Origin of the sequence: Macrococcus epidermidis, assembly GCF_024205965.1 — a bacterium.
GTDB classification, from domain to species: domain Bacteria; phylum Bacillota; class Bacilli; order Staphylococcales; family Staphylococcaceae; genus Macrococcoides; species Macrococcoides epidermidis.
The window spans coordinates 673500-697891 of sequence record NZ_CP073819.1; the positions used below are offsets into that span (position 1 = coordinate 673500).

24 protein-coding genes are annotated in these 24392 nt (G+C 34.0%); 16 read left to right on the top strand and 8 right to left on the bottom strand.

The window, feature by feature from the left end; all coding sequences use genetic code 11:
* The first annotated feature begins 108 nt into the window (after positions 1-108).
* From KFV12_RS03645 to KFV12_RS03655, 3 genes are read left to right on the top strand one after another with little or no spacing between them, the layout of a single operon-like run.
* Positions 109-1455, top strand: coding sequence for a hemolysin family protein (locus tag KFV12_RS03645; protein WP_254257327.1), 1347 nt, complete (start codon positions 109-111; stop codon positions 1453-1455).
* Positions 1448-1747 (top strand): DUF3817 domain-containing protein, encoded by a 300-nt coding sequence (locus KFV12_RS03650; protein WP_111714250.1) that lies wholly within the window; start codon positions 1448-1450, stop codon positions 1745-1747. Before KFV12_RS03645 ends, KFV12_RS03650 begins: the two co-directional genes overlap by 8 nt.
* Positions 1748-1791: 44 nt before the next feature.
* Entirely contained in the window at positions 1792-2502 is a 711-nt protein-coding gene (locus KFV12_RS03655) for a pseudouridine synthase (protein ID WP_254257328.1), read from the top strand.
* 130 nt (positions 2503-2632) lie between these two features.
* On the opposite strand, the gene KFV12_RS03660 is transcribed toward KFV12_RS03655, so the two are convergent.
* Complete coding sequence (locus tag KFV12_RS03660) at positions 2633-3418, bottom strand: TIGR00266 family protein (RefSeq protein ID WP_111714252.1); 786 nt, start codon at positions 3416-3418, stop codon at positions 2633-2635.
* Positions 3419-3545: 127 nt separating this feature from the next.
* On the opposite strand from KFV12_RS03660, the gene KFV12_RS03665 reads away from it, so the two are divergent.
* Entirely contained in the window at positions 3546-4382 is an 837-nt protein-coding gene (locus KFV12_RS03665; RefSeq protein ID WP_111714253.1) for an aldo/keto reductase, read from the top strand.
* Between the two features lie 114 nt (positions 4383-4496).
* Positions 4497-5225, top strand: a complete 729-nt coding sequence (locus tag KFV12_RS03670) for a YwiC-like family protein (protein ID WP_254257329.1) — start codon at positions 4497-4499, stop codon at positions 5223-5225.
* Positions 5226-5259: 34 nt separating this feature from the next.
* On the opposite strand, the gene KFV12_RS03675 is transcribed toward KFV12_RS03670, so the two are convergent.
* The 5 genes from KFV12_RS03675 to queC all read right to left on the bottom strand — a co-directional run bounded on the left by KFV12_RS03675 (position 5260) and on the right by queC (position 8075).
* A complete protein-coding gene (locus tag KFV12_RS03675; protein ID WP_254257330.1) occupies positions 5260-5514 on the bottom strand; it encodes a GlsB/YeaQ/YmgE family stress response membrane protein in 255 nt (84 codons plus the stop codon).
* Positions 5515-5622: 108 nt separating this feature from the next.
* Complete coding sequence (locus KFV12_RS03680; protein ID WP_146608855.1) at positions 5623-6225, bottom strand: hypothetical protein; 603 nt, start codon at positions 6223-6225, stop codon at positions 5623-5625.
* A 64-nt stretch (positions 6226-6289) separates the two neighbouring features.
* Positions 6290-7000, bottom strand: coding sequence for a 7-carboxy-7-deazaguanine synthase QueE (gene queE, locus KFV12_RS03685; RefSeq protein WP_111714256.1), 711 nt, complete (start codon positions 6998-7000; stop codon positions 6290-6292).
* Positions 6997-7407, bottom strand: a complete 411-nt coding sequence (queD, locus tag KFV12_RS03690; RefSeq protein WP_254257620.1) for a 6-carboxytetrahydropterin synthase QueD — start codon at positions 7405-7407, stop codon at positions 6997-6999. Before queD ends, queE begins: the two co-directional genes overlap by 4 nt.
* The gene (gene queC, locus KFV12_RS03695; protein WP_255724803.1) at positions 7407-8075 is read right to left on the bottom strand and encodes a 7-cyano-7-deazaguanine synthase QueC; all 669 of its coding nucleotides are present in this window, start codon (positions 8073-8075) and stop codon (positions 7407-7409) included. The genes queD and queC overlap by 1 nt, the downstream gene beginning before the upstream one ends.
* 187 nt (positions 8076-8262) lie before the next feature.
* On the opposite strand from queC, the gene KFV12_RS03700 reads away from it, so the two are divergent.
* The 4 genes from KFV12_RS03700 (at position 8263) to ltaS (ending at position 14062) form a co-directional block, all read left to right on the top strand.
* On the top strand, positions 8263-8835 hold the full coding sequence (locus KFV12_RS03700; RefSeq protein ID WP_254257331.1) for an anthranilate synthase component II: 573 nt from the start codon (positions 8263-8265) through the stop codon (positions 8833-8835).
* A complete protein-coding gene (locus KFV12_RS03705) occupies positions 8825-10558 on the top strand; it encodes a bifunctional chorismate-binding protein/class IV aminotransferase (protein WP_254257332.1) in 1734 nt (577 codons plus the stop codon). The genes KFV12_RS03700 and KFV12_RS03705 overlap by 11 nt, the downstream gene beginning before the upstream one ends.
* Positions 10559-10942: 384 nt before the next feature.
* A complete protein-coding gene (locus tag KFV12_RS03710) occupies positions 10943-11905 on the top strand; it encodes a 5-oxoprolinase subunit C family protein (RefSeq protein ID WP_254257333.1) in 963 nt (320 codons plus the stop codon).
* 219 nt (positions 11906-12124) lie between these two features.
* Positions 12125-14062 carry a polyglycerol-phosphate lipoteichoic acid synthase LtaS gene (gene ltaS, locus KFV12_RS03715; protein ID WP_111714262.1) on the top strand — a complete coding sequence of 646 codons (1938 nt, stop codon included), beginning with the start codon at positions 12125-12127 and terminating at the stop codon, positions 14060-14062.
* A gap of 48 nt (positions 14063-14110) precedes the next feature.
* Here ltaS and KFV12_RS03720 read toward each other — a convergent pair whose 3' ends face one another.
* The gene (locus KFV12_RS03720; RefSeq protein ID WP_254257334.1) at positions 14111-14923 is read right to left on the bottom strand and encodes a ZIP family metal transporter; all 813 of its coding nucleotides are present in this window, start codon (positions 14921-14923) and stop codon (positions 14111-14113) included.
* A 144-nt stretch (positions 14924-15067) separates the two neighbouring features.
* Between KFV12_RS03720 and KFV12_RS03725 the strand changes: the two genes are divergently transcribed.
* The 6 genes from KFV12_RS03725 to KFV12_RS03750 all read left to right on the top strand — a co-directional run bounded on the left by KFV12_RS03725 (position 15068) and on the right by KFV12_RS03750 (position 23039).
* Complete coding sequence (locus tag KFV12_RS03725) at positions 15068-16942, top strand: ABC-F family ATP-binding cassette domain-containing protein (protein WP_111714264.1); 1875 nt, start codon at positions 15068-15070, stop codon at positions 16940-16942.
* Positions 16943-18715 (top strand): DNA helicase RecQ, encoded by a 1773-nt coding sequence (gene recQ / locus KFV12_RS03730; protein ID WP_254257621.1) that lies wholly within the window; start codon positions 16943-16945, stop codon positions 18713-18715. It begins immediately after the preceding gene.
* A gap of 93 nt (positions 18716-18808) precedes the next feature.
* Positions 18809-19732, top strand: a complete 924-nt coding sequence (locus tag KFV12_RS03735) for an ABC transporter ATP-binding protein (RefSeq protein ID WP_254257335.1) — start codon at positions 18809-18811, stop codon at positions 19730-19732.
* Positions 19732-21246, top strand: a complete 1515-nt coding sequence (locus KFV12_RS03740; RefSeq protein WP_254257336.1) for an ABC transporter permease/substrate-binding protein — start codon at positions 19732-19734, stop codon at positions 21244-21246. Before KFV12_RS03735 ends, KFV12_RS03740 begins: the two co-directional genes overlap by 1 nt.
* 95 nt (positions 21247-21341) lie before the next feature.
* Entirely contained in the window at positions 21342-22400 is a 1059-nt protein-coding gene (gene hisC / locus KFV12_RS03745) for a histidinol-phosphate transaminase (protein ID WP_199798204.1), read from the top strand.
* Between the two features lie 108 nt (positions 22401-22508).
* Positions 22509-23039 (top strand): 5' nucleotidase, NT5C type, encoded by a 531-nt coding sequence (locus KFV12_RS03750; RefSeq protein ID WP_099580267.1) that lies wholly within the window; start codon positions 22509-22511, stop codon positions 23037-23039.
* Positions 23040-23096: 57 nt separating this feature from the next.
* Here KFV12_RS03750 and KFV12_RS03755 read toward each other — a convergent pair whose 3' ends face one another.
* A complete protein-coding gene (locus tag KFV12_RS03755; protein ID WP_254257337.1) occupies positions 23097-24011 on the bottom strand; it encodes a diacylglycerol/lipid kinase family protein in 915 nt (304 codons plus the stop codon).
* Here KFV12_RS03755 and KFV12_RS13355 point away from each other — a divergent pair.
* A complete protein-coding gene (locus KFV12_RS13355) occupies positions 24006-24185 on the top strand; it encodes a (4Fe-4S)-binding protein (RefSeq protein ID WP_367304765.1) in 180 nt (59 codons plus the stop codon). The two genes, KFV12_RS03755 and KFV12_RS13355, sit on opposite strands and share 6 nt — an antisense overlap.
* Positions 24186-24392 lie beyond the last annotated feature (207 nt).

Below are 24392 nucleotides of genomic sequence, written 5' to 3' on the forward strand. Positions count from 1 at the left end.
TACTAACTTCATTCCATTTAATCTTTTAAAAAATATCAAACAAACATTTGTGACTTCAGTAGTCACTAAACAAAAACCGGAGGTGAATCCCTAGTCATAGGGAATTAATTGGACATACATACCATATCAAGTTTATTATTATTTGCTTTATTAATATTGCTTACTGCTTTATTCGTTGGATCAGAATTTAGTTTAGTAAAGGTTCGAACGTCACGTATAGATCAACTTGTTAGTGAAAGGAATAGTGCTGCTAAAATTGTACAGCATATGGTCCATCATTTAGATTACTATTTATCTGCATGTCAATTAGGGATTACAGTAACAGCATTAGGTTTAGGTTGGATTGGAGAATCGACATTCGAATCTTTAATTCACCCGGTGCTTCATTTGTTACACATCCCAACTGATATGAGTAAGCCGCTTACTGTATTTTTAAGTTTCTTTATCGTTACGTTTATACATGTCGTTATAGGTGAATTAGCTCCGAAGTCATTAGCGATTCAATATGCAGAAAAGATGACTTTAGCATTTGCCAGACCTTTATATTTCTTCGGGATTATTATGAAACCATTAATTTATTCAATGAATGGTACGGCACGTTTAATTTTAAGAATATTTGGTGTACAACCTGCTGACCATGAACAGGCGATGAGTGAAGAAGAGCTTAAAATTATTATGACGCAAAGTTATCAAAGCGGTGAAATTAATCATACTGAACTGGCATATATGCAAAATATCTTCAGCTTTGATGAACGTTTAGCAAAAGATATTATGGTACCACGTACACAAATGATTACGTTAACACAACCATTTAATATTGATGAATTATTAGAAGTTATTAATGAACATCAATTTACACGTTATCCAATTTCAGAAGATGGTGATAAAGACCATATTATCGGGTTTATTAACGTGAAAGAATTTTTAACGAAATATGCTTCAGGGGATCCTGTACGTATTAAAGATCATATTCATGACCTGCCATTGATTCATGAAGTAACGCGTATTAGTGATGCACTGATTAAGATGCAACGCGAGCGTGTACATATCGCATTAGTTATTGATGAATATGGTGGAACAGCTGGTATTTTAACGATGGAAGATATTTTAGAAGAAATCGTTGGTGAAATTCGAGATGAATTCGATGAAGATGAAGTTAATGATATTATCAAAACAGGTGATAACACTTACCAGATAAATGGTCGTGTATTATTAGATGATATCGAAGAGAAATTTGGCATCGTTTTTGAAGATTCGGAAGATATAGATACCATTGGTGGGTGGATGCAGGCTCAAAATCCAGATATCGATAAAGATGATTATGTTGATACTAAATATGATAAATGGGTTGTATTGGATGCTGAAAACCACCAGATTAAATCTGTTGCATTGCACAAAGAATTTAATGCATCTCGTTCAGTAACAGAAGAAGATGAGGACGTTATAGATGAATAATCAAACATTAAAAAGTGTATTTCGATTTTTTGGTTTTTTAGAAGGTGGGTCACTGCTATTGTTAATGGGGATCGCAATGCCATTAAAATATATGGCTGGTAAACCTGAAGTAGTGACAGTAGTAGGATCAATTCATGGATTTTTATTTACGATCTATATTGTGACTTTAGTGTTGATGACGATAAAGGTGAAATGGGACTGGAAATGGCCCCTTGCAGGTTTCATCGTGGCGTTTATACCTTTTGGTACATTTATATATGATCACTATTTTGTACGTTCAAAATACTATTAAAGATAAGAGCTGAGATGCTCTTTCTTTTTTTGGAGGCATTTATGATGAGAATCAATAAATTTTTATCTGAAGCAGGGATTTGTTCGAGACGTGGTGCGGATAAATGGATAGAAGCGGGACGCATTAAGATAAACGGTGTGAAAGCAGAACTTGGTAGCAAAGTTTCAGAAAGTGATGTTGTTGAAGTGGATAATAAAGTAGTGACTTTAAACACTGATAAAGGCTATGTCTATATTAAACTCAATAAACCACGAGGTATTACATCTACAACAGAACGTCATATAAAAGGCAATATTGTGGATTTTGTTGGACACGCTGAACGTATATTTCATATTGGGCGTTTAGATAAGGATAGTGAAGGTTTAATATTACTGACGAATGACGGAGATATTGTTAATGAAATTCTGCGTAAAGAAGGCAAACATGAGAAAGAATATATTGTGACAGTAGATAAGCCGATAACAGCGGACTTTATTAAGCAAATGTCTGAAGGTGTTGAAATTTTAGACACAGTAACTTTACCTGCTGTCGTTACAAAAGTGAATGCGAAGACCTTTAAAATTATACTCACGCAAGGACTTAACAGACAAATTCGACGTATGTGTGAAGCGCTAGGATATGAAGTAAAGCAGTTACGTCGACTACGTGTGATGAATATACTAGTTGATGACTTGAAGTTAGGGCAGTGGAAAAATTTAACGGATAGTGAGAAAAATGAACTCTTTGATATGTTAGGATATACACCGAAGCGATAGGTAAGAGTGTTGTAGAAGAAGGCAGTTTAATACCATCTCATTCAATCAAATAATGAATAACATGAGTTTCATCACCTAAAAAAGCATCCCTCAACCAAGGGATGCTTTTTCAAATATTATAATTAATCAATTAATCACTAAACATATCGAATAATCCACCGATACCGCTTTCGCCTGTTTGTTTACCTGTCACTGGTGCTGCAGCAAAGATTCTTGATGCAAATCTAGAGAATGGTAGAGATTGAATGTATACAGTGCCTGGACCTTGTAGCCTTGCTAAGAAGATACCTTCGCCACCAAATAATTTTGTTTTAAGTCCTGGCACGGTTTGAATATCATAATCAACATCTTTAGACATACCTACAAGACATCCTGTATCGACAAGTAATACTTCACCAGGTTGTAAATTCTTGCGCATGATTGCACCACCTGCATGAATAAACGCCATACCGTCACCTTGCAAACGTTGCATAATAAAACCTTCACCACCGAAGAAACCTGCACCTAATCGTTTTTGGAACGCAATACCAACGCTTACACCTTGAGCTGCTGCTAAGAACGCATCTTTTTGACAAATAAATTCCCCATCAACTTCAGATAAATCTATAGGAATGATTTTACCTGGATATGGCGCTGCAAAATATACATGTTCTTTGCCGTGTCCACGGTTCGTAAATGTTGTCATAAACAAACTTTCACCAGTTAACGTTCGTTTACCTGCTGCAAATAATTTATCCATAAATCCACTGCCACCTGATGAAGAACCATCACCAAAGATAGTTTGCATTTCAATCGATGGATTAATCATCATCATTGATCCAGCTTCTGAAACGACAGTTTCGTTCGGATCTAATTCGATTTCTACATATTGCATATCATCGCCGTAAATCTTGTAATCAATTTCGTGGTTATTCACAATAGTCGCCTCCAATATATTATTTCATTTTCATTATACAAAACAATTGATTTCTTCGCTTATATAAACCCATAACTTTTGAATAAATAATATGTTAGTCGTACTATTAAGTAAAGGAGTGAATCATATGACAAAGACAGTGACATTAAACAATGGTATTGAAATGCCAATGTTAGGGCTAGGTGTATACAAAATAACGGATGAAGAGATGCAGGATGCAGTTGACGCTGCAATCAAAGCAGGGTACCGAGCATTTGATACAGCACACTTTTATTTTAATGAAGCGTCTCTTGGTAAAGCATTGAAAAATAGTGGTGTACCGCGTGAATCTTTATTTGTGACAACGAAACTCTGGAATGATGATCAAGGCTATGAGAATACTAAGCAAGCGTTCAATGATTCTTTAGAGAAGTTAGGACTTGATTATATCGATTTATATTTAATACATTGGCCATGTCCGGATAATGATCTATTTATCGAAAGTTATCAGGCGATGGAAGCGTTATACGCTGAAGGTAAGATAAAATCTTTAGGGGTTGCGAACTTTAAACAACATCACCTGGAAAAATTACTAGCAGTAGCTAAAGTTAAACCTGTAGTCAATCAAATCGAATATCATCCGATATTTAATCAGAAAGATTTACAAGCGTATTGTGAGGCGCAGGATATTTTAGTGACAGCATGGAGTCCGTTAATGCGAGGTGGCGATATGTTTAATAACGAAGTGTTACAAAGTATCGCAGAGCAATATAACAAAACTGTGCCTCAAATTATTTTACGCTGGCATATTGATAGTGGTCGTATCGTTATTCCTAAATCCAGCAATCCTGAAAGAATAGCAGAGAATTATGATATTTTTGATTTCGAATTAAATGAAGCGGATATACAAGCAATTGATACACTAAACAAGAATGAAAGACAGTTTAAAGATCCTGATGTAGTGAATATGGGAGATTTGAAATAATTGCTAATGTTTATTCATATTTTTCATACCTCTTTAATATCGTCATTAAATTGATATATTTAAAGAGGTATTTTATATACACCTTTTAGTACAATAGGTGTTGAGGTGATAATGATGAAATTTAAAAAGCCAAATCAACACGGTGCATGGGCAATGATTATTATGCCGGTATTGTTCGGAATGTTTGCAAGTCAATTTAATGTGTATCAATTATTATTTTTTGCTGCCTGGTTTATGATCTTCTTCTTTATCGATAATGTATTATTTTATGTCAAACAGCGTAAGAAAAATTTTGCCTATATTAAAGGAAGTCTATTATTTTTAACGATTGCTATTGTGTTGCTTATTCCTGTTGTATTATATGATTACCGTATATTATTATTTTTCGCTGCAATGCTTCCGTTTGGAGTGATTAACTTATATTTTGCCTCTAAACGTAATGAACGTCATCTACTTAATGACTTTAGTGCAATTACAATTTTTTCGATTGCGGGATTACTATCATACTTTATCGGAGAAGGTCAATTTGATACAAAGATGAGTTATATCTTTTTGATTAGTTTTCTTTATTTTGTAGGAACAACATTTTATGTGAAGACGATGATTCGTGAGAAGAAAAATATTAAATATAAATATATTTCATTTAGTTATCACTTAATAGGGCTGATACTCGCATTTATTGTACATCCGTTGATAGGTGTCGCATTTATTCCAAGTTTAATGAGAGCAGTCGTATTTTATGGTAAACAGATGAAACCAATGAAGATTGGGATTGCAGAAATAGCGAATGCCGTATTTATAACGGTATTTGTAGGAATCTTTATCACACAATATTTAAATTAATGCATAAAAAAAAGCCCAAATGGGCTTTTTTTAATTAACGACGTTTGTGCATCATTTGTAAAACGATAGACACGATAGCGATTAATAATACTGTACCAACTAATGCTGGAATAATATAAACGCCACCGAACTCAGGTCCGAAACCAGGGATAAGTTGTCCACCAACCCATGCGCCAAGTAAACCTGCGATAATGTTACCAATTTTTCCGCCTGGGATATCAGTTCCCATAATCATTCCGGCAACCCAACCTACAAGTCCACCGACAATTAACATAATAATTAAGCCCATATGATAAACCTCCTAATAATTTAAGTATAGAATAAAAACATAATAAGCTTTTGCTTATAGTAGTTAATACCCGTACGAAAATTGTATAAACATTTATATGCAATTTATTTAGGTTTCCTTGAATAGGTGGTTTTTCTTTATATAGAATATGTATGTTATTCCGATAATGACATAGAAGAAACTATATGGTAGAAATAGCGTGAGTAAGCAATAACTTATTACAAAAAATATTTCACCTAGTTGCTTCGGGTGTTTAATGTAGCGATATGTATTGATGCGTTCGATTTGGAACCAACGTACAGGGCGATCAATTTCTGAAAGCTGATATAGAATCAATCCAAGTATAAAAACTGACACACTTAAATATGCACTAGATTGATAGATAGATTGTGGTGATGTTATCAAGATAAATGGTATAGATATATTAAATATTATCGCAAATATCAAATGTATGAAACGATTATGAATATAAATATGATAATGTTCATAATGATAATATCTTAAATAAATATGAACGATGCTTGTCACCATTACAAATAATACAACTGTCTTTGATATAAAGTTACTTGTTCCTATCACAGGATAGTTGATGAGCGTAACAAGCAAACTGCTAAATATGAGTGGTATATAGGAAGGTTTTAATTCTTTTTTATAGAAGTATAGAAATAAGGTGCATGTAATGAAAATATTGAGTAATATTACTTTTTCCATCATTTCTACCTCCTTTTTTAGCCACATAAAAGAATTATAACAAGTAAGGCGTTTAATGCATAGATTAAACGCCTTTTTTATTACTCCATAATAATGTATGTAGTTGAGGTAAAACATAGCAATCATTCATCGTATTATCCTGCATCACTTTGTCAATCAATGCTTCATATCTAGCGAGTAATTTTTCTGTGTGGTCATTGACAGTTTCATCTAAATATGGATTACCAACCTGCAAGTAAAATTTTATATTCGGATAACGATGATGAATCATCTGTGCAAACTTATAGTCATCATCATTAAAAATTACTATTTTTAACGAGACTTTATTATATTCTAATTGATTGATGACAAAATCGAGTTGATTGATATCCTGTTGCATCTTTGAACTTGGCGGTTTTGGACTTAGTGTCAATTGATCAATCTCAGTCATCCATGGCTGAAACTTACTCCCTTGTGTTTCAAGTGCGACTTCTATATTATGTGCGTGTAATAATTCGACGAGTGCAGCAATATTTTTAATTAATGCAGGATTACCACCGGAAATCGTTACGTGATTAAAGTTATTCGGTGCGAGTTGCTGCAGGCGTTCAAAGATAATATCTGCTGTAAGCATTTCAATGTCATCTTTTGCGCTACCATCCCATGTAAATTTTGAATCACACCAATCACATTTAAAGTCACAGCCAGCTGTTCTAACAAACATTGTTTTACGGCCGATAACAGCACCTTCACCTTGTATTGTAGGGCCAAATATTTCGAGTACTGGTATTTTCATCGTACACCTCTATAAATAACATAGCTTGTTGGTGTTTCGCGTAAGAAGACTTGTAACACTTTTGGTGCATGTGGCAGTGTATTTAAATGATTGTCAATCATATCGAAGATGGTTTTCGCGACAAGTTCTGTTGATGGCATTTTATCTTTTAACTCGGGTAAATCATTGATTAGAGTATGATCAAATGTATCATTAATAATGGATTTAATATCTCTGAAATTCACTAAGAAACCCATTTTGTCTAAGTGATTGCCAGCGATTGTCACATTGACAAAGTACGTATGTCCATGCGTTCTGCTACATACACCAGCGCGTTCGTCAGGAATATAATGCGCTGCTGAAAAGTTCATATCTTTATTTAATTCAAACGCATAGTTATGATTAACTTGAGGATATATCTGTTGCATCATGATAAAACTTCCTTTTCATTTAAATAATCATTGAGACCTTTGTTACGAAGTTTACAGCTTGGACATTCTCCACAACCGTCTGCAGGTATCCCTTCATAACAAGTGAGCGTTTTATTTCTAACGTAATCTAGTTTACCGAGTGCATCAGCGAGTGCCCATGTTTCTTTCTTGTCGAGCCACATTAAAGGTGTGTGAATTTCAAAATTAACATCCATCGATAAATTTATCGTTACATTTAATGACTTTATAAAGTTATCCCGACAGTCAGGATATCCTGAGAAGTCTGTTTCGCATACACCTGTAATAATGTGTTTTGCTTCTATTTGATAAGCAAGTGCTGCAGCAAAGCTCATAAATAATAAATTACGTGCCGGCACAAACGTATTCGGAACATTATTATCATGAGTGATTGCAACATTATGATGTGTTAATGCATTAGGTGAGAGCTGCGATAACAATGACATATCTAAAATATGATGTTTTATGCCTTGCTCATTTGCAATTTGTTTGGCGATATCAATTTCTAGAGCATGTCGTTGACCATAATTAAATGTCACAACTTCAACATCACTATATCTTTCCATCGCCCAGAATAGACAAGTTGTACTATCTTGTCCACCACTGAATACGACAAGTGCTTTGTTGTTGTTTAATTGTTTTTCCATTATAATTCCTCTTTTCAATAAAAAAAGACACCTTCCCCTAGCAAGATGTCAAACTAGTTTTTTATAGAGGGTATGTGCTAGGAACCTCTTATTAAATTTCGTTTCTCATTATAACATATTAAAGCTATAATAAAATCATTAAATCAATAAAAGCGTTTTCCATTAAAAAAATAAATGAGGCATTTAAATGATACTTATGATTGATCATCACGATTCGTTTACATATAATATTGTGCATTACATTGAGCAGTTAGATGAAAATGTCGTGACAAAGACAATAGATGAAATCACTATAGAAGATATAAGAAAAATAAAGCCATCGCATATTATTTTATCGCCAGGACCAGGTCATCCTAGAGATGCGAAATTGGCGCATGACATTTTAGATAAATTTGGTGGAACAATACCGATACTTGGTGTCTGTTTAGGGTTTCAGGTTATTATGATGCATTATAATAATGTAATAAAGCAGTTAAGACCGGTACACGGTCATCAGGTAGATATCTTTCATGATGGTAATATGATTTTTAAAGACATTGCTTCACCTACAAAAGTAGCTAGATATCACTCGTTAGGGCAAAATGGAGAAGTAGAATTACCACTTAAAAAGACTGCCTGGACAGAAGATAACATTATTATGGGTATTCGTCATGAAGCGTTAGCGATTTACGGCATTCAGTTTCATCCGGAATCGATTCTTACAACTGATGGATTAAAGATGTTAGCATCATTCATTAAAGGAGATATATATGAAAGCTGAAATTAACTTTAAATATATTGCTGAAAAAAATAGGAACTATCATTTTAAGTTCGAACAACCATTTAAGATTGTTGTTGTTAACGATGCAGATAAAGTTGAAGCAGCACTGCGTGAAGCGGAAACAAGTGGATATATTGTGCTTACAGTGATGAAATATGAAGCGAGTAGATTGTTCGATCCTTTGCTTAGTACAAAAGATAGCGACCAGTTAATAAAATTTTATTATTTCAATCGTGAGAGTGTGATAAATAAGTCTTTCAATGAAGAGGCACCAAATATAACTCTTGATTTTCAATTTATGAATGATAAAGCACATATCATAAAACAGATTGAAGCTATTCAGCAGGAAATCAGATTAGGCAATACGTATCAGGTGAATTACACGACAAGACTGCTGGCGAAGAATAATGAACGCAATCTTTATCACGTTTATGAAAAGCTCTCAAAGCAGCATGGTGATTATACTGCATATATTGAAGATGACACACAAACAATCGTCAGTATCTCGCCAGAACTTTTCTTTCAGTATGATTTCAGCACAAAAGAGGTTCTGACGAAACCGATGAAGGGTACGATGCCAACGGACAGCAATCCAGTGAAAGACACACAAAACTTTCAGTTTTTAAAAGACTCAGTCAAAGATAGAGCTGAAAATGTGATGATTGTCGACTTATTACGCAATGATTTGAGTAAAATCGCAAAGAAAGGTAGTGTAAAGGTACCACATCTCTTTACGATTGAGCGATTTAAATCGGTCTACCAAATGACTTCAACAATCACTGCTACATTAGAAGACAAAGGTTTATATGATATCATGAAAGCATTGTTTCCGTGTGGTTCGATCACAGGAGCACCGAAACAGTCAACGATGAACATCATCAATCGTCTTGAAGACACAGAACGTTCAGTATATTGCGGCACAATAGGTTTAATCGTACCAAATGAAGTTGCAATCTTTAACGTACCGATTAGAACGCTTGAATATAAGCATAATGAGGAAGTAGTGACATATGGCGTCGGTGGAGGAATCACAATTGATTCGAATTCTGAACTTGAGTATGACGAAATGGTAGCTAAGTCCAAAATACTAGATTATATCCGTGATACAAGCGTAACTTTACCAGATGATTTCCATCTTATTGAAACGATGCGTGTTGAACGTGGAGAAATTAAAAGAAAAGCGTATCATAAAGCTCGAATGATGAAAGCATTGAATCATTTTAAGATTGATTATGATGAAAATGAACTAGATAGTCTCTTTGATTCAACCTTTCATGATATAAAAGAAGTTGAACCTTTCATGTTGCGAATCACAGTTGATTGTAATGGTAATATTTCTTCATCAATTAAGTCCATTGGCACATTTAATCATAAAGCAGCATTACGTTTGATGCATTTTAATAAAAAAGCGTTCCATCAAAATAAAACGTCAGTGCGTAGTCAATATGCATCTGAGGGCTTAACATTATTTCATGATGATACATATCTACTTGAGTTTAATATTGGCAATGCGGTTATCGAAAGTGAAGGGGTGTACTATACCCCAAAGCATGACTACATACTGAATGGATGTATGAGAAGTGCGCTACTGGATCGTGGTGAAGTGAAAGAAGCGCAAATTGAAGTAGCGACGTTTATTGAAAAGTATCGCGCTGGAGAAGTTAAATTATATATGATTAATAGTTTAAGAGAATGGGTTCAGGTAACATTACAATTAAAATAATATATTCCTGGTTTATTAATACACTCAAAAGCGTTATAATAAATGCTATTAAAGTGTAAAATCCGAAAATAGGTGAAGCGAATGATGAATTTCCTCATGATTTTATTTCTACTAGCAGGTTTATCGCTATTAGTCTATATAATGAATCGATATATCATCAAACTTTTTAAAGATGATAAGACGAATAATGCTCTGGTGATGTTATATGTGACGATGATCGCATCTATAATAATTGTTACGTTTATCGCTTTTTGTTTTAGAACCATATTGATTGATATCACCAATATATTCTACCGATCATAAGCGGTAGAATTTTTTTACGACTTTTGGCCGATGTAAAGGTTATATTAATATTGTAAATTAAATGAGAAGGGAAATATAACGATGTCTATCATATTTCAAACAGCAGGTATTTATACAACTTTTCAACAGTTAGAAACTAAAGAAAATGCTTCATTATCTTTAGATGGCCCATGTGATGCATTATCTCATATATTAGGAAATGCATTAGTAGGTAATCCGGTTAATACACCAACGATTGAAATGACTTTCCAGGCGCCGACCATACACTTTCGTGAACCGACGTTAATCGCTTTAATGGGAGCTGAGTTTTACGCTTATACTGATGAAAGACGTATTATGCCAATGAAAGTGCATCTTATGGAAAGAGGAGAAACGCTTTATTTTGGTCAACCTAAAAAAGGTACACGTGTTTATATGGCAATTGCCGGTGGTCTGCAAATCGATAGTTGTCGTTTAAAAGATACAGAAGATTATATTATTCAAGCAGGTGCTCGTTTTGAATTGGCGCGTAGTTACACACCATTTCAGAAAAAATTGTTCGAAAATATAGCGAAACGAAAAGAAACGACATGGGGTATTGATGCTTATTCACTGGCACGCATTTATTATTCAGATGTTTTTCATCTGGAGTCAGTAAGTGAGAATGAATTATCAGGTGAAACGAAACAAGCATTACAGGAAGATATTTATATCGTAACGAATCGGTTTGATAGAACCGGCTTTATTCTTGAAGGGAATATGATAAATTGTCCAGTATGCACCACAGATATCCGTATAAAACAAAGTGGCGCTTTACAGCTCACACAGGACGGGGATCTTGTTATTGTATTAAAGAGTATGCATCAGGACAATGATTTCTCATATATCGCTAATATTGCACCGTATCATTTACCAAAACTTTCCCAAAAGAAACCTGGGTCAAAATTGTACTTTAAATGGGTTTCCAAAAGTGAATTAGAACGACAACAAAAGAGTTATGAAAACTGGCTAAAGACGGTATTAGCACAAATTGAGTTTCTCCATCAAAAGGAATTGAATGTATAGACAAGTTTGTCACAATTCGGTCACTTTTTACACGAAAAAGATACTTATGAAGTAAAAACACTTGAAAATTTTGTGGAAACGGTATAAATTAATATATTGTACACAGAAAAAACATTACGTTTATGTTACAATATATAATAAAGTGTAAATGTAACTAAGTTATGATTAATATTATAAATAGCATCACGAAAGAAATGTTTGTTTAATGGAGGAAAACGTATGAAAGAAAAGAAAATATCGATATTTATGTTTTTTTTGTTGACAGTACTTGCTGTCTCACTAAAAACATATTTTGCATATTATATTGATTTGTCACTAGGTGTTAAAGGACTCGTTCAAAATTTAATATTACTCATGAACCCTTATAGTTTAGTAGCGTTAATCTTAAGTGTTTTTCTATTTTTTAAAGGTAGAAAATCTTATTGGTTTGTGTTTATTGGTGGTTTCTTACTGACATTCTTATTGTATGCTAATGTCGTTTACTTTAGATTTTTCTCGGATTTCATTACTTTTAGTACATTAAATCAAGTAAGTAATGTTGAATCAATGAGCGGGGCTTTATGGAGTTCGTTTGAGTGGTATGATTTTGTATACTTTATTGATACTTTTGCTTTTCTGTTTATTTTATTGTTTAGAAAAGAGAAGTTATCAACTAAATCATTTAAGAAAAAATATGTCCCTGTATTAATGGGAGTTTCAATTTCATTATTTTTCTTAAACTTAGCATTTGCTGAAACAGACAGACCAGAGCTTTTAACAAGAACATTTGATCATAAATATTTAGTGAAATATTTAGGACCGTTTAATTTTACGGTATATGACGGGGTAAAGACGATTCAAAATAACCAGCAAAAAGCATTAGCAAGTTCAGATGACTTAGCAAAAGTACAATCTTATACAAAGACAAAATATGCTGCACCAAATGGCGCAACATTTGGGATTGCTAAAGAGAAAAATGTCATTAAAATTCATTTAGAAAGTTTCCAGACTTTCTTAATCAATTACAAAGTCAATGGTGAAGAAGTAACACCTTTCTTAAATTCACTCGCAAGTGGACAAAAGGATTTTATCTATTATGATAATTTCTTCCATCAAACTGGACAAGGTAAGACGAGTGACTCAGAACTTACGATGGATAACAGTATATATGGTTTACCTCAAGGTTCAGCCTTCAGCTTAAAAGGCGATAACACATATCAGTCATTACCAGCAATCATGCATCAACAACAAGGATATTCAACTTCAGTGATGCACGGAGACTATAAAACATTCTGGAACCGCGATCAAATTTATAAGCATTTCGGTGTAGATAAATTCTATGATGCTTCTTATTATGATATGTCAGAAAAGAACTTAGAAAATTTAGGATTAAAAGATAAAGAATTCTTCGATGAATCTATTCCATTCCTAAAAGAAGAGAAAGCACCATTCTATTCACACTTAATTACTTTAACAAATCATTATCCATTTACTATCGATGAAACAGAAGCAACAATTGATTCACCGAATACAGGTAATCCAACGGTTGATGGATATGTTCAGACAGCACGTTATTTAGATGAAGCTGTACATGATTTTATCAATGATTTGAAGAAAGAAGGTCTGTATGATGATTCTGTAATCATTATTTACGGTGACCATTACGGTATTTCTGAAAATCATAACAAAGCGATGGAAAAATTATTAGGTGAAGAGATTACGCCTACTAAATTTATGGATTTACAACGTACTGGATTATTTATGAAAGTACCAGGCATAGAAGGAAGAGTTGATCATACGTATGCTGGACAAGTCGACGTCGCACCAACGCTATTACACTTATTAGGAATTGATGCTAAACCATACGTTATGTTTGGTACAGACTTACTTTCTAAAGCGCATAAAGATACTGTCGTGTTTAGAAATGGTGACTTTATTAGTCCAGAAGTTAAATCTATCAATGGCGTTTATTATGATAATAAAACGAACTTACCGATTGAAGATGTAGCTAAAAAGCAACAAGCAGTTGAAATTAAAAGAAGTGTAGAAAAAGAATTAGAAATGTCAGATTCATTATTAAATGGTGACTTATTACGCTTCTATAAAAATAAAGACTTCAAAAAAGTTGACCCATCAAAATATGAGTACATCAATGGTACTAAAGGGAAAGAAAAATAAAATTCAAAAAGACGAGGAAAATTTTCCTCGTCTTTTTCTATGTAATGATTATCCTAACGACACATCTAATATCATCATGATTGTAAAACCTAGCATCAAACCTAATGTTGCAAGGTCCGTATTATCTCCAGATTGTGATTCAGGAATTAACTCCTCAACGACAACGAATATCATCGCGCCAGCTGCAAATGCTAATGCATAGGGCAACATCGGTGTAATTAATAGTACAGCACCAGCACCGATCATTGCAAAGATAGGCTCTACGATTGCGGATCCATGCCCCATATTAAAAGAAAACCATTTTGATTTGCCGTCACCATGTATCGGTAAAGATAAAGCACTTCCTTCAGGGATGTTTTGTATACCAATCCCGATAGCAAGACCGATAGCTGCTAGGAGCATCTGTTCATTGCCTGAAATAACACCACCAAACCCAACACCAAGGGCAAGTCCTTCAGGTATATTGTGCATAGTAATCGCTAAGAATAATAAAGTTGACTTCTTTAAATTCGTTTTCGGACCTTCGTGCATATGGCTAGGCTGAGCTTTCGGATGGATATGTGGGATGATGACATCGAGTAATCTGATAAACATACCACCTAATAGAAATCCGATTGCTGCAGGAATCCAGGGAATCTGTCCATTTTCTTCACTGAATTCAATTGCAGGTGCTAATAGTGACCAGAATGATGCCGCGATCATCACACCTGCAGCAAATCCTTGCATTGTGTTTAATACTTTCATATTTACAGATTTAAATAAAAATACAACTGCTGCACCAAGTCCAGTCATAGACCAGGTAAATAAACCGGCTATTCCGGCCTGAGCAACAGGAGACAATTGACTAAACCATTCGAACATGTGTACCTCCTATAGTAAAAAAGTGTATAATATAATACTGAAGTTTATAATACATTAATATATCATAAAAAAACAAACCAGAATATCAAATTTGAATATCATACTGTGAGATATTGAAATGTATTATATGTGAGGAGAGCGAATATGGAAGCATATAAAATAGAAAATTTAACTAAACAATACGGTCTTAAAACAGTATTTGATGATATATCATTAAGCATATCTGTTGGAGATAAAATTGCACTTGTAGGTATAAATGGAACAGGAAAAAGTGCACTTCTGAAATGTATTGCAGAAATAGAAGATCACCATGGCGTAGTAACGCATCCGAAAGATTTTACAATTGAGTACGCAGCGCAACAACCAGTGTTAAATGAGTCGCTTTCGATCGTAGATAACGTTATCGATGAAACACATCCGGTTATGCAGAAATTTAAAAAGTACGATGCATTGCTCAAGCAAATGGAAACAGAAGTGAATGATCAACTTATTGAACAGTTAAGTATTATTCAACAACAAATAGAACAGCTTGATGGTTTCAGTTATCGTGCTGAAGCAGAATCAATCTTAACGAAACTTGGTATAAAAGATTTGTCTCAGCCCATTACCTCACTTTCTGGTGGTCAAAAAAAACGTGTAGCACTTGCGAAGTCACTTTTAAAAGCACCAGATTTATTACTGCTTGATGAACCTACAAACCATCTTGATTTCGAATCGATTCACTGGTTGATTACATTTATTAAACAGTATAAAAAGTCTGTATTAGTTGTGACACATGATCGTTATTTCCTGAATGAAGTAACGAATCGTATCGTCGAACTAAGAAACGGAAAACTTTATTTATATAAAGGTAATTACAACGATTACATCACACACAAAGCAGAATTAGAAATCATTGAAAGCAAACAGGAACAAAAAGAGAGACAGCTATATAAACAAGAGCTGGACTGGATGCGAAAAGGAGCAAAGGCACGTACTACAAAACAACAGGCACGTATTGACCGTTTCGCAAATATTGAGGATAAAGTTAAACAGCATCAAACGAAAGAGACGATGGAAATCAATCTTGCGCACAAACGTTTAGGGAAACAAGTCTTTGAATTCGAATCAATCGGAATGCAGTTTGAAGATAAAATCTTATTTAAAGATTTCAGCACAATCGTTCAAACATCAGATCGTATCGGTATCGTCGGACAAAACGGTACTGGAAAATCTACATTGCTAAATATTATTGCAAACGTAATGAAGCCAACATACGGAGAGATGATCACAGGTCAGACAGTAAAGCTCGGTTATTATAAACAGGAAGATGTTAAGTTAAATCAGGATTTACGTGTCATAGATTTCCTGCGTGAAAAGGCAGAAGCTGCAACGACATCGACTGGAGAAAAAATATCTGTTACCCAACTACTTGAACGATTCTTATTTCCTTCAAGTATGCATGGTACATATATTCATCGTTTAAGTGGTGGAGAACGTAAACGATTATATCTACTCAGTATATTGATTGAAGGACCAAATGTTTTATTACTGGATGAGCCGACAAATGATCTTGATACAGAGACATTAACGATTTTAGAGGATTATTTAGAAAATTTTAGTGGTGCAGTCATTACTGTTAGTCATGATCGTTACTTCTTAAATAAAGTAGTGGATACATACTGGTTTGTTAATCATCAGCATATTGATAAAGTACTTGGAGATTTTAACGATTATTTAAGTTTTAAACAAATAGCAGATGAGCAGAAGAAACAGGATGCGCTTGTTCAGGAGAAAGCAATGCCAGAACAAGCTAAGCAATCAACACGTGTATCTTATAAAGATAAACGTCGTTTTGAGTTTCTATCTGAAGCAATTGAAACACTGGAAACTAAGTTAGAAGCAATCGATCAATCCATTGCAGCAGAGACGACAAATTATGATAAACTCAATCAATTAACGAATGAAAGACAGGCTTTGGAAGAGGAATATGAAACATACTATGAAGAATGGGACGAATTAAGTGAGCGAATGGAGTAAATCATGGAGAAAGTATTAAAAGAGTACTATGGTTATGAAACGTTCAGACCTGGTCAAAGCGAATTGATTCAAAATGCATTGGATAATCATGCAACATTAGGTATTTTGCCGACAGGTGGAGGTAAATCAATCTGTTATCAAATACCAGGCATATTAAAAGGCGGATTAACGCTTGTGATAAGTCCTTTGATTTCTTTGATGAAAGATCAGGTTGATAGCTTGAATGCGAGTGGTATTCATGCAGCATTTTTAAATTCAACACAAAAAATAAAGGAAACAAAACAGATAGAAACGGGTTTGATCAACGGTGATTATCAGTTTCTTTATGTGGCACCTGAACGATTTAATCAACGTCAGTTTATTCATTTGTTGTACCAATTAAATATCAATTTGATAGCTTTTGATGAAGCACACTGTATTTCAAAGTGGGGACACGACTTTAGACCAAGCTATCGCGAATCGATCAAAGCTGTAATGAGCTTACCGCATCCGTTTACTATAATGGCGCTTACTGCAACAGCAACTGTGGATGTCAAAGAAGATATATGTAATTTATTACATATTGAAAACCAATATGTGATTGAAACAAGTACGAAACGCGATAATTTAAAGTTTATGATCGACCCAACGTATCAGAAGCAAAAGCGACTATTAGAATTCATTGGAACACATAAAGAAGATTCAGGCATTATATATGCCAATACGAGAAAACAAGTCGAAAGTTTAAGTGAAGTGCTACATTTAGAAGCTATTGATCATGTCATCTATCATGCAGGTTTAAATAAAGATATGAAAGATGAACATCAATCAAAGTTTGTTAAAGATGATGTTAAAGTCATGATTGCTACCAATGCTTTTGGCATGGGTATCGATAAATCCAATGTGCGTTACGTTGTCCATTATAATCTACCTCAGGACATCGAAAGTTATTATCAGGAAGCAGGTCGTGCGGGACGGGACGGATTAGATAGTGAATGTTTACTCTTGTTTGGTGAGCAGGATATTAAATTACAGCAGTTTTTTATCGAGACGAGCAATGATGAAAATGTGCAGGAGCTAAAAAAAGAAAAGCTAAACAAGATGATCGCATATACAAAGACGAAACAATGTTTACAGTCGACCATTATTCATTATTTTAACCCTGATGAACATCTTAATAAATGTGGGAAATGTTCTAACTGTATACATGAAATAGAAAATTATAATATGACGACTGAAGCAAAGAAAATATTAAGCTGTATGATTCGTATAAAGCAACCGGTTCATAAATTATTGATTACTAAAGTATTGCATGGTGAGGAAGATGATTCAGTGACGCATCCGGGATACCATCAGCTCAGTACATTTGGATTATTGAAAGATTATCCTACAAATGCAATTCAGTCATTTATCGAAACGTTATTATTCAATGGATATATCATTGAACAGCAAGGTAAACTATTTTGTCACGAAAGTGCTAGGGAAATATTAACCGGAGATAAGCAGGTGATGACATATTACAAGCACGCATCTTATAATGAACGTGTAAAAATCACTACGATTGAAACAGTGGATGAAATATTACTGAAAACTTTAAAGGATGTGCGTAAACGTTTATCTGATGATTTATCTGTGCCGCCATTTACGATATTTTCAGATCATACGTTGCAGTTATTTGCCACGAAAAAACCAGTGTCAAAAGATGAAATGATTCTTATTGAAGGTGTAGGATCATATAAATTAAAACATTACTGTCCAGAATTTATTGACGCAATCAAAACATATTCGGCATGACAAGCAATTGTCATGTCTTTTTTTAAAAAAATATATGTTTTAATTCAATATAATAGGCTATAAGTTAAACATTAACTTTTTAAGAGGTGGCATATGATACGTTTTGAAAATGTGACAAAGCAGTATAATGATAAAATTGCTGTTGATAATATTTCCTTTGATATTGCTGAAGGAGAATTTTTTGTTTTAATTGGTCCTTCCGGTAGTGGCAAGACAACGACGCTTAAGATGATCAATCGATTGATACCATTATCGAAAGGATATATTTATTTTAAAGATAGACCGATAAGTGATTATCAACTAGATCAAATGCGCTGGGATATTGGTTATGTGCTACAGCAAATAGCATTATTTCCGCATATGACGATTAAAGAAAATATTAGTCAGGTGCCATTGATGAAGAAATGGTCTAAGGATAAGATAGATGCACAAGCGGATCGTCTGCTTGATATGGTTGGTTTACCTGCTGCTGAATTTAAAAACAGATATCCAAGTGAACTGTCAGGAGGACAACAACAACGTGTAGGTGTAGTCCGTGCTTTAATGGCTGATCCACCTGTTATACTGATGGATGAACCCTTTAGCGCACTTGATCCATTATCAAGAGAGAAGTTACAGGATGATTTAATTCGCCTGCAATCAGAAATACATAAGACAATCGTTTTTGTTACACATGATATTAGTGAAGCATTGAAATTAGGAGATCGTATTTGTTTAATGAACGAAGGACATATTGAGCAGATTGGTACACCAGAATCTTTTATCAATCATCCAAACAATGAATTCGTAAAATCATTTATCGGTGATAATGCAAATCATGTTACATACGTACGCAATTATATTGAATCTGATAGAAATGTTGTTACTACTGCTGCTATTGATGCCAATGCATCTGCTAAAGAAATGTTTATACTATTAAGTCAGCATGAATATTTGACTGTTACTGAAGCGGGACAAACAATCGGTGTTATTTCGCGTGACAATGTATTTAAAAAATTAAGTCAGGAGGCGAAATAATGAAGGCATTTATTAATACTTTTCAAGAACGTAAATGGGAATTGCTACAAACATTATTTGAGCATATTCAAATATCATTTATTGCTTTACTGATTGCAACTTTAATCGCTATTCCGATTGGTATATGGCTAACAAGACATACAAAAATCGCTGAACCAATTATTAATATTGCTGCTATCATGCAGACAATACCTTCATTAGCACTGCTTGGTTTAATGATACCGTTTTTCGGTATTGGTCGAGTTCCTGCTATTATTGCCTTAGTAATTTATGCCTTACTACCCATCCTGCGTAATACGTATACTGGTATTAAAGAAGTGGATCCTTCTTTAAAAGAAGCTGCACAAGGTATTGGTATGAATACATACCGACAGTTAAAAAATGTAGAAATTCCACTTGCTATGCCTGTTATTATGGCTGGTATAAGAACTGCTATGGTGCTGATCATAGGTACAGCAACACTTGCAGCATTTATCGGTGCCGGTGGTCTGGGAGATTTAATTTTACTGGGTATCGATAGAAATAATATGAATATATTATTGCTCGGTGCAATACCTGCAGCCTTACTTGCGCTGTTATTTGATTTTGTACTAAAACGTATGGAGAAATTAAGTTATCGTAAGATGATGATTGTCACTGGATTACTGTTATTAACATTTCTATTAGTCGCGATTTGGCCATTATTCTTCCAGAAGGATAATCAAATGAAATTTGCAGGGAAATTAGGTACAGAACCAGAAATCATTACCAACATGTATAAATTAATCATTGAAGACAAGACCGATGTTAATGTTGATATTGAACCTGGTATGGGTAAAACAACGTTCTTATTTAACGCTTTGAAATCAGATGATATTGATGGTTACCTGGAATTTACGGGGACAGTATTAGGTGAGATTACAAAAGAAGATGCAAAATTTACGACTGAAAAAGAAGTATATCAACAGGCAAATGATAGTATCAATAAAAAGTATCAGATGTCACTATTAAAGCCAATGCAATATAATAATACGTATGCACTGGCTGTAAAAAAAGAATATGCAGATAAATATCAATTGAAATCAATCAGTGATCTACAAAAAGTAGAATCCACAGTCCGTGCAGGGTTTACTTTAGAATTTAACGATCGTTTGGATGGTTATAAAGGGATTCAGAAGAAATATGGTATTAAGTTTGATAATGTAAGAACGATGGAACCGAAAATTCGTTATCAGGCAATCGAGCAAGGAAAAATTGATCTGATTGATGCATATTCTACCGATGCTGAATTAAAAAAATATGGCATGGTCGTATTAAAAGATGATAAACATCTATTCCCTCCTTATCAAGGTGCACCATTATTAAAAGATGAAACGATTAAAGAACATCCGGAAGTGGTGAAGGCACTCAATCAATTAGCCGGTAAGATCACTGATGAAGAAATGCAGACGATGAACTATGCTGTAACTTATGAGAATAAATCACCGGAAAGTATAGCGCGTGCGTATTTAAAGAAAGAAAAACTGATTAGGTAATAAAGGTCAGATCATCGAAATATTTGTATCAAATTGTCATTTCATATATCATGATTCTAATATACTTTTATATATTAGAGAAGGTAGGGATATTTTTGAAACCACAATTAAAATCATTACAAGTGTATTCGGCTGGATTATCTGATGAAGCTTTAAAGCGTAAGACCGGTTATGAAGGTGAATTTAGCAGACTTGCTTCAAATGAAAATCCAATTGGCCCAACGCCTAAAGTAAAAGAAATGTTAGCAAAGTCTTTGACAGGTTTAAATTATTATCCAGATCCAGAAGCCAATGCATTAAAAGAAAAATTATCTGCATTTTATGATGTACCGGCTGAACAGATTTTTGTCGGTGCAGGTCTTGATGAAGTCATTATGTCGATATCTCGAGCAGTACTGGTTCCTGAAGGCGACGTTTTAACAAGTGAAGGTACTTTTGTACAGTATGCTACACATGCATTAATTGAAGGTACACATTTAAAAACAGTCCCACTAAAAGATGGTTACTTTGATCTAGATGCAATGGCGGAAGCGATAACAGATAATACGAATATAATATGGATCTGTAATCCGAATAATCCTACTGGAACGTATGTAACTGAAACTGAATTAAGAACATTCTTAAGTAAAGTACCTCAATCAATTACTGTTGTGTTAGATGAAGCTTACTTTGAATTTGTAGATGCAAAAGATTATCCGGATGGCGTCAAGTTATTAAAAGAATTTCCAAATTTAATTATATTACGTACATTTTCTAAAGCGTATGGATTAGCAGCAATGCGTGTAGGCTACGCAATGACTTCGAAAGCATACGTAAGTGAATTTAATAAGGTAAAGCTACCTTTTAATGTTACTACTTTGTCTTTACTGGCTGCTATTACTGCTTTAGAAGATCAGGCCCATTTAAAGAAATATGTTGCATTAAATAAAGCACAACGTGAGCAATTATTTGCAAAACCATACAGCAAACATTTTCTGCCGAGTCAGACGAACTTTATCTTTATTAAGACAAATCAGCCACAAGCGTTGTTTGACACTTTCATTCAACATGGTGTCATATCTCGTCCTATGCCAATTGGTGTTCGCGTAACCATTGGACAAATTGAGGATAATAAAAAGATTGATGCTGCCTTAACAGCATTCTTTGGTGAATAATACTAAGCTAAACGATATGGTAAACGTATCGTTTAGCTTTTTTAATGCATTGATTTATAATAGAAATTAAGCGATAAATTTCTTTAAAAATATAAATGAGGTGTAAGAATGAAAAAGTCAATTGCAATTGATATGGATGAAGTATTAGCTGATACGCTAAAGAAAGTAATCTTTCAATTTAATGAAAGTACGGGAATGTCTTTAACGAAAGAAGATTTATATGAGAAAAAATTGCGTACTGAATATCCAGAGCATGTCGATAAACTAGATGAATTATTACTTGATCGTGCATTTTTTAGAGATTTAGAAGTTTTACCTGATGCAATTCGTGTCGTTGAAAAATTAAATGAGCATTTTGATGTTTATATTGCAACAGCAGCGATGGATGTTCCAACTTCATTTGATGCGAAGTATGAATGGTTACGCGAACACTTTCCATTTTTAGATCCTCAGCATTTCATTTTCTGTGGTAATAAAGGTGTTGTAGGAACAGATTATTTAATTGATGATAACCCAAGACAACTGGCAGCTTTTAAAGGTACTGGTCTAATCTTTGACGCTGTGCATAACCAAAGTATAAAGGAATACGACAGAATGAAGAGCTGGCTGGATGTTGAAAAGTATTTCTTTGAAGATTAATGCGTTAATCTAATATAAAAATAAAAGGCAGGTGACAAAAGTCACTTGCCTTAAATATTATTCATTGATAACAACACGATCTGTTGCCGTGAGTATTTTAAGTTTACTAGGTATTACTTGAATTGAAAGTGGTGTTTCAAGATCAATTTCGCCATCCACATCGACATCCATCGCTTTATTTGTATTGATCGTAATATTTTCTCCCGAATAATGTTCGATATTCTGGCTGATTTCATTCCAGTTAATTTCTGACTTCATAGCAATCATTTCAGTAAATAGCTTCAAACCACTTTCTTTGAAGATAAATACATTTAGCTTGCCGTCATTAGGTGATAGTTCAATTAAAGGAATTTTATTACCACCGACGAAAGCACCGTTCGCTACAACAATCATAGAAGATTCTCCATGATATTTTGTACCATCAATCTCGATATCATATTTAAAGAAAGTTGGGTTTGTAACATTTTTTATCGTTGAAAAAAGATAGCTGAATTTCCCGATTTTACTTTTAGCATCAGGATTAACACTATTTGAATTTTCAACGATAAGACCCATTCCTGCAAAGTTGAGTGCATATCGCTCATTCGTTTGCATAACATCATAATATTTCACTTCTGCAGTTAATAATTGCTCTACCGCTCTTACTGGGTTTGGATAGAGATTTAAAGTCTTTGTAAAGTCATTAAATGTACCGCCAGGCAGTATACCGATTGGAACATGGTGATCCCCATCGATAATACCATTGATGAGTTCATGTACAGTACCATCCCCACCTAAGATAAGATAAATATCAAAATCTGATTTACCTTCTTTTAAGTAAGTATATATTTCACCTTGTTCTACACTGCGATAAATTGTTAAATGGTCGATAAATCTTGTTAAACTTTTAGATACTTCACCGATGATTTGATGTACATCGCCTTGGCCGGCATGATCATGATAGAATAATATACCTGTTTTAAATTTTTGCATAAAGTTTCACCCCATTCTCAATATTTTATCATATCCTACTATTCCCGTTTTATATTTATTAAATCATATCAAAATAATGACATTACAGTTCATTTCGAAGCTTCTAGATGTATACATGGTACTGAATGTAGGGAAGGTTTACCACAAGTTTTCGATGTGAATAAACGACCCTGAATTGATGTTACAATGCATCGAAAGAGGAAATTACAGAAGTAATAAGTTGTTCTAGTGGTGGATTGACATTTACAAGAGACGATCATTTTGAGGAAATTTATCCTACTACAGTGATAAGAACAGGTCCAGATGTATATCGGTCATGTACATGCACCTAAAGCGTTAATGACTTATTTTCAATCTAAAGAAGGTCATATGATTATAAAT

Coding starts and splice junctions, on each gene's coding strand:
- KFV12_RS03705 (WP_254257332.1), top strand. CDS start 8,825: ATGAAAGCTGAAATTAACTTTAAATATATTGCTGAAAAAAATAGGAAC.
- KFV12_RS03750 (WP_099580267.1), top strand. CDS start 22,509: ATGAAAAAGTCAATTGCAATTGATATGGATGAAGTATTAGCTGATACG.
- KFV12_RS03680 (WP_146608855.1), bottom strand. CDS start 6,225: ATGGAAAAAGTAATATTACTCAATATTTTCATTACATGCACCTTATTT.
- KFV12_RS03735 (WP_254257335.1), top strand. CDS start 18,809: ATGATACGTTTTGAAAATGTGACAAAGCAGTATAATGATAAAATTGCT.
- KFV12_RS03755 (WP_254257337.1), bottom strand. CDS start 24,011: ATGCAAAAATTTAAAACAGGTATATTATTCTATCATGATCATGCCGGC.
- ltaS (WP_111714262.1), top strand. CDS start 12,125: ATGAAAGAAAAGAAAATATCGATATTTATGTTTTTTTTGTTGACAGTA.
- KFV12_RS03740 (WP_254257336.1), top strand. CDS start 19,732: ATGAAGGCATTTATTAATACTTTTCAAGAACGTAAATGGGAATTGCTA.
- KFV12_RS03650 (WP_111714250.1), top strand. CDS start 1,448: ATGAATAATCAAACATTAAAAAGTGTATTTCGATTTTTTGGTTTTTTA.
- KFV12_RS03670 (WP_254257329.1), top strand. CDS start 4,497: ATGAAATTTAAAAAGCCAAATCAACACGGTGCATGGGCAATGATTATT.
- KFV12_RS03675 (WP_254257330.1), bottom strand. CDS start 5,514: ATGGGCTTAATTATTATGTTAATTGTCGGTGGACTTGTAGGTTGGGTT.
- queD (WP_254257620.1), bottom strand. CDS start 7,407: ATGCAACAGATATATCCTCAAGTTAATCATAACTATGCGTTTGAATTA.
- KFV12_RS03725 (WP_111714264.1), top strand. CDS start 15,068: ATGGAAGCATATAAAATAGAAAATTTAACTAAACAATACGGTCTTAAA.
- KFV12_RS03665 (WP_111714253.1), top strand. CDS start 3,546: ATGACAAAGACAGTGACATTAAACAATGGTATTGAAATGCCAATGTTA.
- KFV12_RS03720 (WP_254257334.1), bottom strand. CDS start 14,923: ATGTTCGAATGGTTTAGTCAATTGTCTCCTGTTGCTCAGGCCGGAATA.
- KFV12_RS03710 (WP_254257333.1), top strand. CDS start 10,943: ATGTCTATCATATTTCAAACAGCAGGTATTTATACAACTTTTCAACAG.
- KFV12_RS03700 (WP_254257331.1), top strand. CDS start 8,263: ATGATACTTATGATTGATCATCACGATTCGTTTACATATAATATTGTG.
- queC (WP_255724803.1), bottom strand. CDS start 8,075: ATGGAAAAACAATTAAACAACAACAAAGCACTTGTCGTATTCAGTGGT.
- queE (WP_111714256.1), bottom strand. CDS start 7,000: ATGAAAATACCAGTACTCGAAATATTTGGCCCTACAATACAAGGTGAA.
- KFV12_RS03655 (WP_254257328.1), top strand. CDS start 1,792: ATGAGAATCAATAAATTTTTATCTGAAGCAGGGATTTGTTCGAGACGT.